Genomic DNA, 14,102 nt, shown 5'->3' on the forward strand with positions numbered 1-14,102 from the left:
ATGACTGTCAATAGCGTGTTACAGCGTTGATTTGCCATCGTTGTCAGTGAACGTTAAGTTGGGCGAATCGGACTTTTATGGCGATCGGCGTTTACAAGCGGGCTTGTGTCCCGTAACACTTAACCGATCAAGCCGCTACCCCGTCGCTTGATCATCTGGCCGCGCGACCGCGTGAGAGCGCTCTACCGATTTCAGTTGCCGGTAAGCTTCAGCCGGAAAGTCAGAGGGAGACCGAGTGAAGCGGCCCACGATCGCCGACATCGCGCGGCGGGCGGGCGTGTCCAAGGGTGCCGTCTCGTACGCGCTCAACGGACAGCCCGGAGTCTCCGAAGCGACCCGGCAGCGCATCGTTGCCATCGCCCAGGAAATCGGGTTCAACCCGAACAGTGCTGCCCGCGCGCTGTCCGGCGCCAGCGCGCGCGCCGTCGGACTGACGCTGTGCCGGCCGGCCCGCATCCTCGGCATCGAGCCCTGGTTCATGGGCCTGATCAGCGGTTTCGAGGCCGAGCTCTCGGCCCGGTCGTACGCCTTGACCCTCCAGGTCGTGGCCACGCCCGAGCTCGAGGTGGAGGTCTACCGCCGGTGGTGGGGCGAGCGCCGGATCGACGGCGTGATCGTCACCGACCTCCGAGAAAATGACATCCGCATCCCGGTCCTGCAACAGTTGCAGTTGCCCGCCGTGGTGATCGGTGGCCCCGGCGAGACCGGCAACATCGCCCAGATCTGGTCGGACGACGCCGGCGCGATCACCGAGGCGGTTCGCTACCTGGTCGCGCTCGGCCATCGGCGGATCGCCCGGGTCAGCGGCCTGCCCGGCCTGCTGCACACCCAGGCCCGCACCCGGGCGTTCAACGACATCTGCACATCGCTCGGGCTCGAGGCGACGACCGTGCCGTCCGACTACACCGGCGAGGAGGGCAGCCGGGCCACCCGCCGGCTGCTCATCGACACCGAGCGCCCGACCGCGATCATCTACGACAACGACGTGATGGCCGTGGCGGGTCTGGCCGTGGCGCAGGAGATGGGCCTGGCCGTTCCGGGCGATCTGTCCATCGTGGCCTGGGACGACTCGCCGCTGTGCAGTCTCGTGCACCCACCGCTGACCGCCCTGTCCCGCGACATCGCGGAGTACGGCGCGCACGCGGCCCGCGAGTTGCTCGCCACCATCGACGGCAAACAGGTCACCAATGTGGAGGCCGGCCCGGCCCAGCTGACCCCGCGCGGAAGCACCGCCCCGCCCCGCTAGGCGCTAACCGCGGTGGCTCTCCAGGTAAGCCTCCATCCGCTCGGCCGGGGCCGGACGGGCCAGCCCGAAGCCCTGGCCGTACCGGCAGCCGGCCGCGGCGGCCCGCTCGGCCTGCCCGGACGCCTCCAGACCCTTCGCGACGATCTCCATGCCGAGGCGGCGCCCCAGGCTCACCACCACGTCCATGACGGCCGGCGCACCGTCCACGGCCGGCGGAGCGGCCAGCGAGGCGTCCAGCTTCAGCATGTCGACCGGCAGGCGGCGCAGGTGGGACAGGGACGCCTGGCCGGCGCCGAAGTCGTCGAGTGCGGCCCGAACGCCCAACGTACGCAGCCCGGACAGAGCCGCCACGATCGACGGCAGGTCCTCGGCGATCCAGTCCTCGGCCACCTCGATCACCAGCCGCTCGGGAGCCAGCCCGCGCCGCCGCAGCGTCGCCGCCACCCGCTCGGGGAAACGAGCCGTGAGCAGCTCACGTGGCGACACGTTGACCGACAGCCAGAAACTCGTCGACCAACTCGCCACATGCTTGCAAGCCGCGTCCAGCACCCACTCGTCCAGCTGCGCGGCGATGCCCACCGACCGGGCGATCGGCAGCAGCTCGGCCGGCAGGATCGTGCCGAGTTCCGGGTGCCGCCAGCGCAGCAGTGCCTCGACGCCGACCGGCCGGCCCGCCCGCAGGTCGATGACCGGCTGGAAGACCACGTCGAGTTCACCCCGCGCACCCGCCCCGATCACCTGCCGCTCCAGGTCCATCCAGCGGTTGAGCTGCCGTTCGACGTCCGGGTCGTACCACTCCACCCGGTCCCGGCCGATCTGCCGGGCCCGTTTGCGGGCCAGGTCGGCCTGGCGCAGCACCTCGTCGCAGTCACCGCCGCCGGCCAGCTCGGCCAGGCCGATGCTGGTGTGCACATCGACGATCACGCCGGGCAGCTGGTACGGCTCGGCCAGCACCGTGGCGATCCGGCAGGCCAGCGCGTACGCCAGCACCGCCCCGTCGGCACTGAGCACCGCGAAGTCGGCACCGCCGAGCCGGGCGGCCACATCACCCTCGTGCAGCAGCGCCCGGATCCGGCGGCTCACCTCGATCAGCACCGCGTCGCCGACCTCCCGGCCGCGGGTGTCGTTGATCGTGGGCAGGCCGTGCAGATCGATCACCAGCAGGGTGCCCTGCTGACCGGCCCCGCGCCGGTAGGCGAGCAGGTCGCGCATCAGCGCACGCCGGTTGGCCAGGCCGGTGAGCTGGTCGGAGTACGACAGCTTGTGCAGCGTGCGCTCGAGATGCCGCCGCTCGCCGACGTCCCGCACATGCACCACCAGCGCCGCCACCTCGGGCACCGCCCGCTGGTCGGAGATGGTCGACTCGGTGTCCCGCCACAGCCGCGCACCGTCCCGCAGCCGGGCGTTGACCAGGGCCGGTGACCCGCCGTCGGGCCCGCCGGCCAGCACCGAGTCGATCACCGCCTGGGCGCCGGCCACATCCTCGGGGTGGATCAGGTCACCGAAGGCGCGGCCCACCACCTCGTCGTCGGAGAGGCCGAACAGCCGGGACGCGGCCGGCGACTGCCAGCGGACCCGCAGCCGCTCGTCGAGCACCAGGGTCAGGTCGGTCGCACCGGCCACCAGCGAACGGAAGTGCGCCTCGGCGACCTGGAGCTGACCGGCGTACCGCCGGATGTCCCGCACCACCAGCAGCTCGCGCATGGCCAGCACGGCCACCATGCCGATGCCGAGGATCACCCCGGTCGTGTCGAAGGTGCCGACCGTGATCAGGTGCCAGAGGGCGGCCACCACCCCCACCCCGGCCGGAACCGCGAGCAGCGGATAGCTGGCCAGGTACTGGTCCGGGTGGCGCGGCTCGAGCGGGGGCGGCGGCAGGCCGCGGCGACCGCCGGCGTCGGCCGCGACGGCCAGCCCGGCCACGATCGGCAGGCCGGTCAACGGCAGCGCGACGCCGCCCAGCCCCAGCGTGGTCAACGCGACCACCGTGCCGAGGGCCAGCAGGACGACGATCACGCCGACCCCGCAGCGCACCGACGACAGGCGGTGCGGGCGGCCGCGCAGGACCGCCACCACGGTGATCGAGATGCCGACCGCGCCGAGCAGGACCGCCGGCAGGATGGGCAGATGCGGGTGCCGGACGACGGGAATCAGGTAGCCCGCGAAGGCGAGACTCACCCCGAGACCGGTGCCGTCGAACGCCCGGCGGGCCAGGACCTGCCATCGGTCGGCCCAGCCGGGAAGGAACAACACACCCGCCGAACAAAGGGCCACCACCACGGCGTACGCCGAAGTGGCCCAGACGCCCGCCGACGGCGGGCCCCAGAGCGGGACCATCGCGGTGAGGCCGGTGGCCAGAGCGCCGAGACCGACGAAGCCGGCGCCGCGACAGGCGACCGTGGTGCCGTCCCGATGGTGGGTCTCGAGCGCCGAACGGATCAGGTGAAGACCGGCCCACAGGCCGGTACCGCCGATGCCGATGGCCAGCGCCACCGCGGGCGGCGTCCAGCCGAGAGCACCGGCAATGAGCACGGTCACGGCGACCAGCGGTACGCCGAGCCGGGCGTGCACGGGGGGTTGCACAGCCATGTCAGTAATCAACGACGATCGACCGAAGAGGTTACGGTCCGGAATCCGTCGCCTGTGGACAACGGTCACCGGTCCCGGCCGCTCAGACGGCGGATGGGACAATGCCGGGGTGAGAAGAAAGCCCCTCCTTCGGGTCCGCAAGACCGGCGCGCTCCTGGTCGCCGCGGTCATCGCGTTCGTCGGCACGGTTCCGCTCGCCGGCGCCGGGTGGGAGTGGACCCCCGTGCTGCTGCTGCCGGCCGCCGCCTTCGTCTGGGCGTGGCGGGCCGGCACCGACGTCTACGCCGACGAACTGCGGGTCAGGGCCCTGGTCGGCAGCGTCAAGGTGCCCTGGCCGCGGATCGCCGAGCTCGCTCCCGACCGGTCCGGTCAGATCTCCGCGCTGCTCGACAACGGCCACATGATCCGGCTGACCGGCGTCACGCAGGCCAATCTCCCCCGCGTCCTGGCGGCCGGCAAACAGGAGATCACCAACCCGGAGTGATCGCCCGGTGTTTCCAGGTGGCGCCGCTACCCTGGGGGGCGTCAAGTCGAGGAGGTTGCGTGATCGTGCGTTCCCGCCGGGCCCGGGCCATGGCCCTGTCGCTCGGCGCCGTACTGGCGCTGACCACGGCGTGCAGCTTCGGGCCACCCGATCCCGACGAGCAGGGCACCCCACCCAACCTGCCGAAACCTTCCGCCGCACTGCCCTCCGGCGAGTCCGGCGGCGACCAGGAGGTCGCCGTCACGGTGCTGGCGAAAAACCTGGAGATCCCGTGGGGCATGACCTTCCTGCCCGATGGCGCGGCCCTGGTCACCGAGCGTGACACCGGCCGCATCCTGCAGGTCGGACCGGAGTCGGATGCGAACGGACTGAAAGTCACCGAGGTGCAGCGGCTGGCCGAGGTGCAGGCCGCCGGCGACGGCGGCCTGCTGGGCATCGCCGTCTCCCCGAAATACCCGACCGACAAAACGATCTTCGTGTACTACTCGACCGCCAAGGACAACCGGATCGGCAAGCTGGTGCTCAAGGGCGCGCTCCAGCCGATCCTGACCGGCATCCCCCGCTCCCGCGACGACAACGGCGGTGCGCTGGCGTTCGGCCCGGACGGCTACCTCTACGCCGGCACCGGCGACGCCACCGCCACCGGCACGCAGGCGCAGAACCCGAAGAGCCTGGCCGGCAAGATCCTCCGGATGACCACGGCGGGCAAGCCGGCGCCGGGTAACCCGGTCAAGGATTCGCTGGTCTGGAGCTCCGGCCACCGCAACGTGCAGGGCTTCGCCTGGGGCGGCGACCGCAAGATGTATGCGACGGAGAACGCCCAGCCCAAATTCGGCGAGCTCAACGTGATCGAGAAGGGCAAGAACTACGGCTGGGGCAAGGTCGACGGCACCGGCACCGACCCCACGTTCACCAACCCGCTGCGCACCTGGCCGATCGCCGAGTCCTACTGCGCGGGGGTGGCGCTCGTCGAGCAGTCGGTGGCCTCCGCCTGCCTCCTCGGCGAGCGGATCTGGATGCTGAGCGTCACCGGCAACGGCACCGTGCTGGGCACCCCGCAGGCCCTGCTGACCGGCGAGTACGGCCGGTTACGAGGCCTGGTCTCGGCCCCCGACGGCTCGCTGTGGGCCAGCACGTCGAACCAGGAGGACGGCGGCAAGCCGACCCCCGACGACGACCGCATCGTCCGTCTCGTCTTCTCCGGCGGCGGCGCCGGCATCACCTGACCTTCGGAGCCGTTTGATGACCGCCGGGATGGGGCAGGGTGATCCATCGATGACCGATCACCACTGGCTGCACCGTGTCCGCCGCCGTTCCGGGTCGGTCGCCGCGGCCACCGGCCGGGTCTACCGCAACCGCTGGACCACCCGGGTGCGCATCGCGGCCGCGGTCGGCCTGGTCAGCATCGGCGGCGTGATCGTCGGCACGATGCTGTTCGGGCACGCCGGCCTCAACGTGGGCCCGTTCCGGGCCGAGATGTCGATCAGCCCGTCCATCCTGGGCGGCACCGAGGTGGACATCCCGCCGCTCGGCTCGCTGCACCTGGACAGCCACGACGGCCCGATCCACCTCAAGGTCAACCTCGGGTCGCTCGACCAGAGCCGCACCGAGGCCCTGATCGACGACCCGGCCGCGATCAGCTCGGCCGGCGAGAACGCGGTCGACGACGTGCGCTCCGGCGTCATCCGGCTGGGCGTGCGCACGCTCGGCATCGCGGTGCTGAGCGCGATGATCCTGGCCGCGCTGATCTTCCGGAACATGCGCCGAGTCGCCGGGGCCGGGGTGACCGCGCTGGTGGTGACGCTGGGCAGCGTCGGTCTCGCGGCCGGCACCCTGCGGCCCGACTCGATCGCCGAGCCACGCTACGAAGGCCTGCTGGTCAACGCGCCGGCCGTGGTGGGTGACGCCCGGCGGATCGCCGACAACTACGGACGGTACGCGGACCAGCTGCAACAGATCGTCAGCAACGTGAGCCGCCTCTACACGACGGTGTCGACGCTGCCGGTCTACCAGCCGGCCGGCAACACCACCCGCATCCTGCACGTCAGCGACCTGCACCTGAACCCGGCGTCGTTCGGGCTGATCCGCACGGTGGTGCAGACCTTCGACATCGACGCGGTGATCGACACCGGCGACATGGTCGACTGGGGTTCCAGCGCCGAGACCGGATATGCGAGCTCGATCCCGTCGGTCGGCGTGCCCTACATCTACGTGCGCGGCAACCACGACTCGGCCGCCATCCAGGACGCCGTGGCCCGCCAGAAGAACGCCGTCGTCCTCGACAACAAGATCACCACGGTGGACGGTCTGACCATCGCCGGCATCGGCGACCCCGAGTTCACTCCCGACAAGAGCGAAACGCCGGCCGGGGCCGGCCAGGACGCCTCCGACCCGCTGACGATCGCCGGCAACGAGCTCGCCGCGACGATCCGGAACTACGGCAAGCCGGTCGACATCGCGCTGGTGCACGACCCGGCCATGGCGCCGCCGCTGTCCGGCGAGGTGCCCCTGGTGCTGGCCGGCCACCTGCACAAGCGCGAGGTCTCGCTGCTGCCCGTTACGGTGCCGGAACCGGCCGCCTCGGACGCGTCAGCCTCCCCGGCCCCCACCCCGTCCGCGACCGCCACCCAGACGGTGATGCAGACCCGGCTGATGGTGGAGGGCTCGACCGGCGGCGCCGGGCTGCGCGGCCTGGAGAAGGAGGAGCCGACCCCGCTGAGCCTGTCGGTCCTCTACTTCGACGAAAACCACCAGCTCAAGGCGTACGACGACATCCAGCTGGGCGGCACCGGCCAATCCAACGTGGAGATGCAGCGAAACGTGATCGGCGCCAAGGAGGAGGAAGCGACCGAGTCGCCGTCCCCCTCCGGCCCGGTCGGAGCCGAGCCCAGCCGCTAGGAAAGACGCGCCAAGATCAGGTCGCGGACGGCCTTGGCGTCCGCCTGGCCTCGCGTGGTCTTCATGACCGCGCCGACCAGCGCGCCCGCCGCTGCCACCTTGCCCTCGCGGATCTTCGCGGCGATGTCGGGGTTGGCCGCGATGGCCTCGTCGACGGCGGCGGTGAGCGCGCCCTCGTCGTTGACCACCTCGAGGCCGCGCGCGGCCATGACCGCGGCCGGGTCGCCCTCGCCGGCCACGACGCCCTCCAGCACCGAACGGGCCAGCTTGTCGTTGAGCTTGCCGGCGTCGACCAGTTTCTGCAGCTCGGCGACCTGGGCCGGGGTCGCGCCGATATCGGCCAGCTCGATGCCGGTCTCGTTGGCACGACGGGCCAGCTCGCCCATCCACCACTTGCGCGCGCCGGCCGGGGAGGCACCGGCCGCGATGGTCTCCTCGATCAGCTCGACCGCGCCCGCGTTGGCCACGGACTGCATGTCGATCTCGCTGATCCCCCACTCCTCGCGCAGCCGGGCCCGCTTGCTGCTCGGGCGCTCGGGCAGGGCCGCCTTGAGCTCGGCCACCCAGGCCGGGTCGGGGGCGATCGGCACCAGGTCGGGCTCGGGGAAGTAGCGGTAGTCGGTCGCCGTCTCCTTCGAGCGGCCGGGGCTGGTGTTGCCGCGGTCCTCGTGGAAGTGCCGGGTCTCCTGGATGATGCGGACGCCCTCGTCGAGCAGGCTCGCCTGCCGGATGATCTCGGAACGGACTGCGCGCTCGACCGAGCGCAGCGAGTTCACGTTCTTCGTCTCCGTCCGGGTGCCCCACTCCTCGCCCGGCTTGTTCAGCGACGTGTTGACGTCGCAGCGCAGCGAACCCTGCTCCATCCGCACGTCGGAGACGCCGAGCGAGCGGATGATGTCGCGCAGCTCGGTGACGTAGGCCTTCGCGATCTCGGGGGCCAGCGCGCCGAGGCCGGGCACCGGCTTGGTGACGATCTCGACGAGCGGGATGCCGGCCCGGTTGTAGTCGACGAGCGACTCGGTGGCGCCCTGGATGCGACCGGTGGCCCCGCCGACGTGCAGCGTCTTGCCGGTGTCTTCCTCGAGGTGAACCCGCTCGATGCCGATGCGGTACTGCTTGCCCTCGAACTCGACGTCGACGTAGCCATCCGTGCAGAGCGGCTCGTCATACTGCGAAGTCTGGAAGTTCTTCGGCATGTCGGGGTAGAAGTAGTTCTTCCGGGCCATCCGGCACCAGGTGGCGATCTCGCAGTTCAGCGCGAGGCCGATGCGGATCGTCGCCTCGATGCCGGCACGGTTGGCCACCGGGAGGGCGCCCGGCAGGGCCAGGCAGACCGGGCAGACCTGGGTGTTGGGCTCCGCGCCGAACTCGGTGCGGCAGCCGCAGAACATCTTGGTCTGCGTGCCCAGCTCGACGTGCGTCTCCAGGCCGATGACCGGCTCGAAACGCGCGGTGGCGTCCTCATAAGTCGGCAGGGCGGTGGTCGTCATGCGGTGAACTCCCGATCTGGACCCGGTGATTTCGGATTAAAGACTAGTGGGCGGATGCCGGAGCCCGGACCGGGCTCCGGCAACGACGGTCACAGCGCGGGCGGGGTGAAGGTGCCGACCGCCGACTCGAGGGCCGCACCCACCCGGTACATCCGGTCGTCGGCCATGGTCGGTGCCATGATCTGGAAGCCGACCGGCAGCCCCTCGGACAGGCCGCACGGCACCGAGATCGCCGGACCGCCGTACAGGTTGGTCGGGATCGTGAAGAGGTCGGCCAGGTACATCTGGTAGGGGTCGGAGGTGCGCGACCCGAACGGGAACGCCACGAACGGCGTGGTCGGCGACACCAGCACGTCGACCTGCTCGAACGCCTTCTCGAAGTCCCGCGTGATCAGCGTGCGCACCTTCTGCGCCTGCCCGTAGTAGGCGTCGTAGTAGCCGCTGGACAACGCGTACGTCCCCAGGATGATGCGCCGCTTGACCTCCGGCCCGAAGCCGGCGTCGCGGGTGAGCGACATGACCTCCTCGAGCGACCGGTTGCCGTCGTCGCCGACCCGCAGGCCGTAGCGGACACCGTCGAACCGGGCCAGGTTGGAGGAGCACTCCGACGGCGCGATCAGGTAGTAGGCCGGAAGTGCGTACTGGAAGTTCGGGCAGGAGACCTCGACGACCTCGGCGCCCAGCTTGACCAGCGCCTCGAGCGACTCGCGGAAGGCGGCGGTCACGCCGGCCTCCGAGCCGTCCCCGGCGAACTCCTTGACCAGGCCGAGCTTGACCCCGGTCAGGTCGCCGGTCGCACCCAGCCGCGCGGCGGCCACGACGTCCGGCACCGGCTGCGGGATGGAGGTGGAGTCGCGCACGTCGTGCCCGCCGATCACCGAGTGCAGCAGCGCGGCGTCCTCGACGTTGCGCGCGCAGGGGCCGGGCGTGTCCAGCGACGACGAGAAGGCGATCAGCCCGTACCGCGAGGTGCCGCCGTAGGTCGGCTTCGCCCCCACGGTGCCGGTGACCGCGCCCGGCTGCCGGATCGAGCCGCCGGTGTCCGTACCGATGGCAAGTGGGGCCTCGTAGGCGGCCAGGGCCGCCGCCGAGCCGCCGCCCGAACCGCCCGGAATGCGGCCGAGGTCCCACGGGTTGTTGGTCGGCCCGTAGGCCGAGTATTCGGTCGACGACCCCATGGCGAACTCGTCCATGTTGGTCTTGCCGAGCGGCACCGTACCGGCCGCCTGCAGCCGCTCGTAGATCGTCGCGCTGTAGGGCGGACGCCATCCCTCGAGGATCTTGGAGGCCGCGGTGGTGGGCACGCCCTTGGTGGCGATCACGTCCTTGACCGCGACGGGCACGCCCGCGAGCGGCCCGGTGACCTCGCCCTTGTCCACTCGCGCGGCGGCCGCCAGCGCACCCTCGGCGTCGACATGCAGGAACGCGTGCACGCGCTCGTCGACGGCCGAGATCCGATCGAGGTGAGCCTGCGCCACCTCGACCGCCGAGACCTGCTTGCTCTTGATCGCGCCGGCCAGCTCGACCGCCGACATCCTGGTCAGATCGGACATCGTCACGCCTCCTCGTCCAGGATCCGCGGCACCCGGAACCGGCCGTCGAACGCGTCGGGCGCGCCGGAGAGCGCCTCGTCCTGCGTGAGGGACGGCTGCGGAACGTCATCGCGGTAAACATTGGTCAGCGGCACGGAGTGCGAGGTGGGCGGAATGTCGTCCGCGGCCACCTCGCCGACCCGCGCGACCGACTGCAGGATCACGTCGAGCTGCCCCGCAAACTGATCCAGTTCCTGCTCGGTCACGGCGAGCCGCGACAGGCGCGCGAGATGCGCGACCTCTTCGCGGGAGATGGCGGCCATCATGCCCCTACTTTCTCGAGTCCGAAGCTGATCCGGCGAGTCTATTTCGCCCGCCCCGCGCCCCTCCCGCCGGGACAGCGACATCACCCTCCCCCCGCCCAACCAACAAGATCGAGTTCGTCAGACGTGACGGCCTGGCGTGGCACGGACCTGCTCCCGCCGAGGCCGGGCGGGGCCCAGCTGCGCCGGCCCTGCCCTTCATTCTGCGTAAGTGGCTGCGCCTACCCCAAACCCGTAGGTAGTGCCAGGGGAGCCGGGCCGGGGCGGACGGGCCGGTAGCGGGAGAGCCAGATGGCCAGGTCGGCCGGGGGCATCGGGCGGGCGTGGAACCAGCCCTGGGCGGCGTGGCAACCGGCGGCGGCCAGCAGGCGCCAGGTGAGTTCGTCCTCCACCCCCTCGGCCACCGCGCGCAGGCCCATCGCCTCGGCCAGATCGATCACCGAGCGGACGATGGCGGCGTCGCCCCGGTTGGTGGACATGCCCAGGACGAACGAGCGGTCGATCTTCACCTCGGCCAGCGGCAGACGGCGCAGGTGCTGCAGGGAGGAGTAGCCGGTGCCGAAGTCGTCGAGCGAGATGGCGATGCCCATCCGGTCCAGGCGGGTGATCGTGTTCAGGACGCGGTGCGGGTCGGCCATCAGGGCGCTCTCGGTGATCTCCAGTTGCAGCAGGTCGGCCGGCACGCCGTACTCGTGCAGCAGCTCTTCCACCCGGTCGGCGATGCCGCCCGCGTGCAGGTCGCGGGCGCTGACGTTGACCGCGGCGCGCAGCGGCGTGCCGGCCTCGCGCCAGGCGGCCAGCTGGGCCACCACGTTGTGCAGAACCCGGCCGGTGAGCAGGCGCATCACCGGCGTGGGCTCGACGACCCGGATCAGCTCCTCCGGCCCGACCAGGCCACGCTCGGGATGCTGCCAGCGCAGCAGCGCCTCGACCCCGACCACCTCGCCGGTCGCGATGGCGATCTGCGGCTGGTAGAAGAGCATGATCCCGTCGTCGGGCGCGTCCTCGCGCAGCGCGCGGCGCAGGTCGGCCAGCAGGGCGAGCCGGTCCGGCGAGTGATGGGCGGCGTCCGGCCCGTAGACGGCCACCTGGTCCCCGCGCTGCTTGGCGTCGTACATGGCCACTTCGGCCTCGCGCAGCAGTGTGGCGCAGTCGGCGTCCGGGGCGTCCTGCAGAGCGATGCCGATCGAGGCGGTCACGTCGACCGGCAGCCCATCCATCGCGAACGGCCGGTTCAGCGCCTCGGCCAGGTGATAGGCGATCCGCCGGGCCTCCGGCGCCCCGTCCACCCGGTTGGCGAGCACCGCGAACTCGTCCCCGCCCAGCCGCACCACCAGGTCGTGCGCCGGGACCACATCGGCGAGCCGCCGCCCCACCTCGACCAGCAACCGATCGCCGACCCGATGCCCGAGCGCGTCGTTCACGGCCCGGAACCGATCGAGATCCAGCAACAGCAGCGCCCGCTCCCGCCCACCCTCACCGACCACCGACTGAAGGGCCCGACGGTTCGGCAGTCCCGTGAGCGAGTCCACCCGGGCGGCCCGCTCCGACTCCCCGGTCGACCGAACCATCCGGTGCACCGCATGCAGCGCGAGCAGCACCAGCGGCACGAACGCCAACCCGACCTGCGCGGTGGCCAGCACAACCGGCCCGAGCAGCAGCAGAGCCGCGGTAGCGAGCACCTCGACGCTCTGCTTACGCGCCCGCCGACGCCTCCGATGCGACCCGGCCCAGGCCACCAGAGCGGCAAGCCCGTAGCGGGCAAGAATCCAGACCCCGGCCGCCGCCACGGTGAGCAGCGCATCGTCCCAGTCCGGCTGCGGCCCAATGCGCAGCGACACCATGGCAGCGACCCCCGCCGCCGCCCCGATGGCCGCGGCATGCTGCACGGCAAGGTGCAAAGTCCGCCGAACCGGCAACCGCATCCGCACCCCCGCAACGGTGACGGCGGCCAGCTGCACCACGAGCGCCGGCACAAACCCCCAGGCCAGCGCGATAGCAAAGGTAAAACAGATCGACGGCAGAATGACCGAACTGGCCCGCCGATCAGCAAGCACATAGGGCCGCGCATCAACCACCACGGCCAGCGCCGCCATCAGCCAGTAGGCGCCCGGCAGAGCCGCGAAATCCCCCGGGACAAAAGCCCAAAGCACAAAATCAACAACAACCGCGATCCCCGCCGTGACCACCAGCGCCCGCCGCCGCCCCACGGAACCGCGCCGCCCACGCCCACCGGCAGCCGCGCCCCCCGCATGGTCGTCACGCCCGGCGTGCGAGTCCACACCGCGGGGCCCTGTACCGCGAGCCCTTGCATCCTGCGCCCCTGCGCCGCGAGCCTCTGCGTCCTGAGTCCCAGCGCCGCGAGCCCCTGCGTCCCGAGCTCCTGCGCCATGAGCCCCTGCTTCGTGAGCCCTTGTACCGCGGCCTTCCGCGAAACGGCTTCCCTCGGCGCGGTCGTTGTGGGTGCGATCGCCGTCAGCGCGACCGTCCCCCACGCGACCGCCCGCCACGCGACTGCGACGGCGTGCGGCGTCCATACGACCTCCACAATGGCGGGATCAACCGATCGTTATCACGATAGATCCGCATTGTCCGCAGGCCGCGAAACGGCTAGGGCGTTATCAAATCGGCATAAGCCTTTAAACGCTCAATCTCCAAAAATTACCCCATCCGAGTGACGACACAACTGACCACCCACAGCCCAAAGCGCAAGCTACCGCACCCAACCGCAGCCGCCAGGCGCCGACCGAGCCTCCGGAGGGCCGGGCTCAGCCGGAGGGCCGGGCTCAGCCGGAGGGCCGGGCTCAGCCGGAGGGCCGGGCTCAGCCGGAGGGCCGGAGAGAGCGGCACGGGGCGGTGCCGGACGGCCAGGCGCGGCGCGGTCAGCTGTCGGCCGGTGGGTCCTCGGCCATCTCGGCCACGGCTCGGGCGGCCTCCGGGCCGTCGGCCAGCAGGACGGCGAAGCCCTGCTCGTCGAGGACCGGGACCTTCAATTGCAGGGCCTTGTCGTATTTGCTGCCGGGGTTTTCGCCGACCACCACGAACGCTGTCTTCTTCGAGACCGAGCCGCTCACCTTGCCGCCCCGGGACGTCACCGCCTCGGTGGCCTGGTCACGGGAATGGGTGGACAGCGTGCCGGTGACCACCAGGGTCATGCCCTCCAGCGGGCGCGGGCCGGTGTCGACGCGCTCGTCGGCCATGCGCACGCCGGCCTCGCGCCACTTGTGGATGATGTCGCGGTGCCAGTCGACGGTGAACCACTCGCGCAGGCTTTCGGCGATCGTCGGACCGACGCCGTCGACCGAGGAGAGCGGGTCGGGCTCGGCCTTCGGTTTGCGCTTGGTGGCCGGCTTGGCCGCCGCCTCATCGGCGGTCACACCGGACGCCGACTGCTCGGCCGACAGCTCGCTGGTCGAGGCCCCCGCGGCTGAGTCATCAGCCGACCGCTCGTCGGCTGGCAGGTCGGCGACAGGCGACTCGGTGAACGAGCCGGCGGCAGGCGACCCGGCTGATACGCCCGCGGCAGGCGACCCGGCGGGC

At 71.3% G+C, this 14,102-nt stretch carries 10 protein-coding genes; 4 read left to right on the plus strand and 6 right to left on the minus strand.

The window, feature by feature from the left end; genetic code table 11:
- Nucleotides 1-235 precede the first annotated feature (235 nt).
- Nucleotides 236-1,246 carry a LacI family DNA-binding transcriptional regulator gene (locus Ato02nite_RS38150; RefSeq protein WP_213011557.1) on the plus strand — a complete coding sequence of 337 codons (1,011 nt, stop codon included), beginning with the start codon at nucleotides 236-238 and terminating at the stop codon, nucleotides 1,244-1,246.
- A 3-nt stretch (nucleotides 1,247-1,249) separates the two neighbouring features.
- Here Ato02nite_RS38150 and Ato02nite_RS38155 read toward each other — a convergent pair whose 3' ends face one another.
- A complete protein-coding gene (locus tag Ato02nite_RS38155) occupies nucleotides 1,250-3,835 on the minus strand; it encodes a putative bifunctional diguanylate cyclase/phosphodiesterase (protein ID WP_213011558.1) in 2,586 nt (861 codons plus the stop codon).
- A 109-nt stretch (nucleotides 3,836-3,944) separates the two neighbouring features.
- Here Ato02nite_RS38155 and Ato02nite_RS38160 point away from each other — a divergent pair, with 109 nt between their 5' ends.
- The 3 genes from Ato02nite_RS38160 to Ato02nite_RS38170 all read left to right on the plus strand — a co-directional run bounded on the left by Ato02nite_RS38160 (nucleotide 3,945) and on the right by Ato02nite_RS38170 (nucleotide 7,217).
- The gene (locus tag Ato02nite_RS38160; protein ID WP_246607931.1) at nucleotides 3,945-4,319 is read left to right on the plus strand and encodes a PH domain-containing protein; all 375 of its coding nucleotides are present in this window, start codon (nucleotides 3,945-3,947) and stop codon (nucleotides 4,317-4,319) included.
- A gap of 89 nt (nucleotides 4,320-4,408) precedes the next feature.
- Nucleotides 4,409-5,545 carry a PQQ-dependent sugar dehydrogenase gene (locus tag Ato02nite_RS38165; protein WP_213011570.1) on the plus strand — a complete coding sequence of 379 codons (1,137 nt, stop codon included), beginning with the start codon at nucleotides 4,409-4,411 and terminating at the stop codon, nucleotides 5,543-5,545.
- Nucleotides 5,546-5,594: 49 nt separating this feature from the next.
- Nucleotides 5,595-7,217, plus strand: coding sequence for a metallophosphoesterase family protein (locus Ato02nite_RS38170; RefSeq protein WP_213011560.1), 1,623 nt, complete (start codon nucleotides 5,595-5,597; stop codon nucleotides 7,215-7,217).
- Here Ato02nite_RS38170 and gatB read toward each other — a convergent pair.
- The 5 genes from gatB to Ato02nite_RS38195 form a co-directional block, all read right to left on the minus strand.
- The gene (gene gatB, locus Ato02nite_RS38175; protein ID WP_213011561.1) at nucleotides 7,214-8,707 is read right to left on the minus strand and encodes an Asp-tRNA(Asn)/Glu-tRNA(Gln) amidotransferase subunit GatB; all 1,494 of its coding nucleotides are present in this window, start codon (nucleotides 8,705-8,707) and stop codon (nucleotides 7,214-7,216) included. The genes Ato02nite_RS38170 and gatB overlap by 4 nt on opposite strands.
- 89 nt (nucleotides 8,708-8,796) lie before the next feature.
- The gene (gatA, locus tag Ato02nite_RS38180) at nucleotides 8,797-10,260 is read right to left on the minus strand and encodes an Asp-tRNA(Asn)/Glu-tRNA(Gln) amidotransferase subunit GatA (protein ID WP_213011562.1); all 1,464 of its coding nucleotides are present in this window, start codon (nucleotides 10,258-10,260) and stop codon (nucleotides 8,797-8,799) included.
- Between the two features lie 2 nt (nucleotides 10,261-10,262).
- Nucleotides 10,263-10,562: an Asp-tRNA(Asn)/Glu-tRNA(Gln) amidotransferase subunit GatC gene (gene gatC, locus Ato02nite_RS38185; RefSeq protein ID WP_203801177.1), complete on the minus strand. Its 300-nt coding sequence runs from the start codon at nucleotides 10,560-10,562 to the stop codon at nucleotides 10,263-10,265.
- A 221-nt stretch (nucleotides 10,563-10,783) separates the two neighbouring features.
- The gene (locus Ato02nite_RS38190) at nucleotides 10,784-12,658 is read right to left on the minus strand and encodes a putative bifunctional diguanylate cyclase/phosphodiesterase (RefSeq protein WP_213011571.1); all 1,875 of its coding nucleotides are present in this window, start codon (nucleotides 12,656-12,658) and stop codon (nucleotides 10,784-10,786) included.
- 786 nt (nucleotides 12,659-13,444) lie between these two features.
- Nucleotides 13,445-14,102, minus strand: a 658-nt coding sequence (locus tag Ato02nite_RS38195; protein WP_281419884.1) for a BRCT domain-containing protein, incomplete at its 5' end; no start/stop codon positions are given.

Source organism: Paractinoplanes toevensis (assembly GCF_018332695.1).
GTDB lineage: Bacteria > Actinomycetota > Actinomycetes > Mycobacteriales > Micromonosporaceae > Actinoplanes > Actinoplanes toevensis.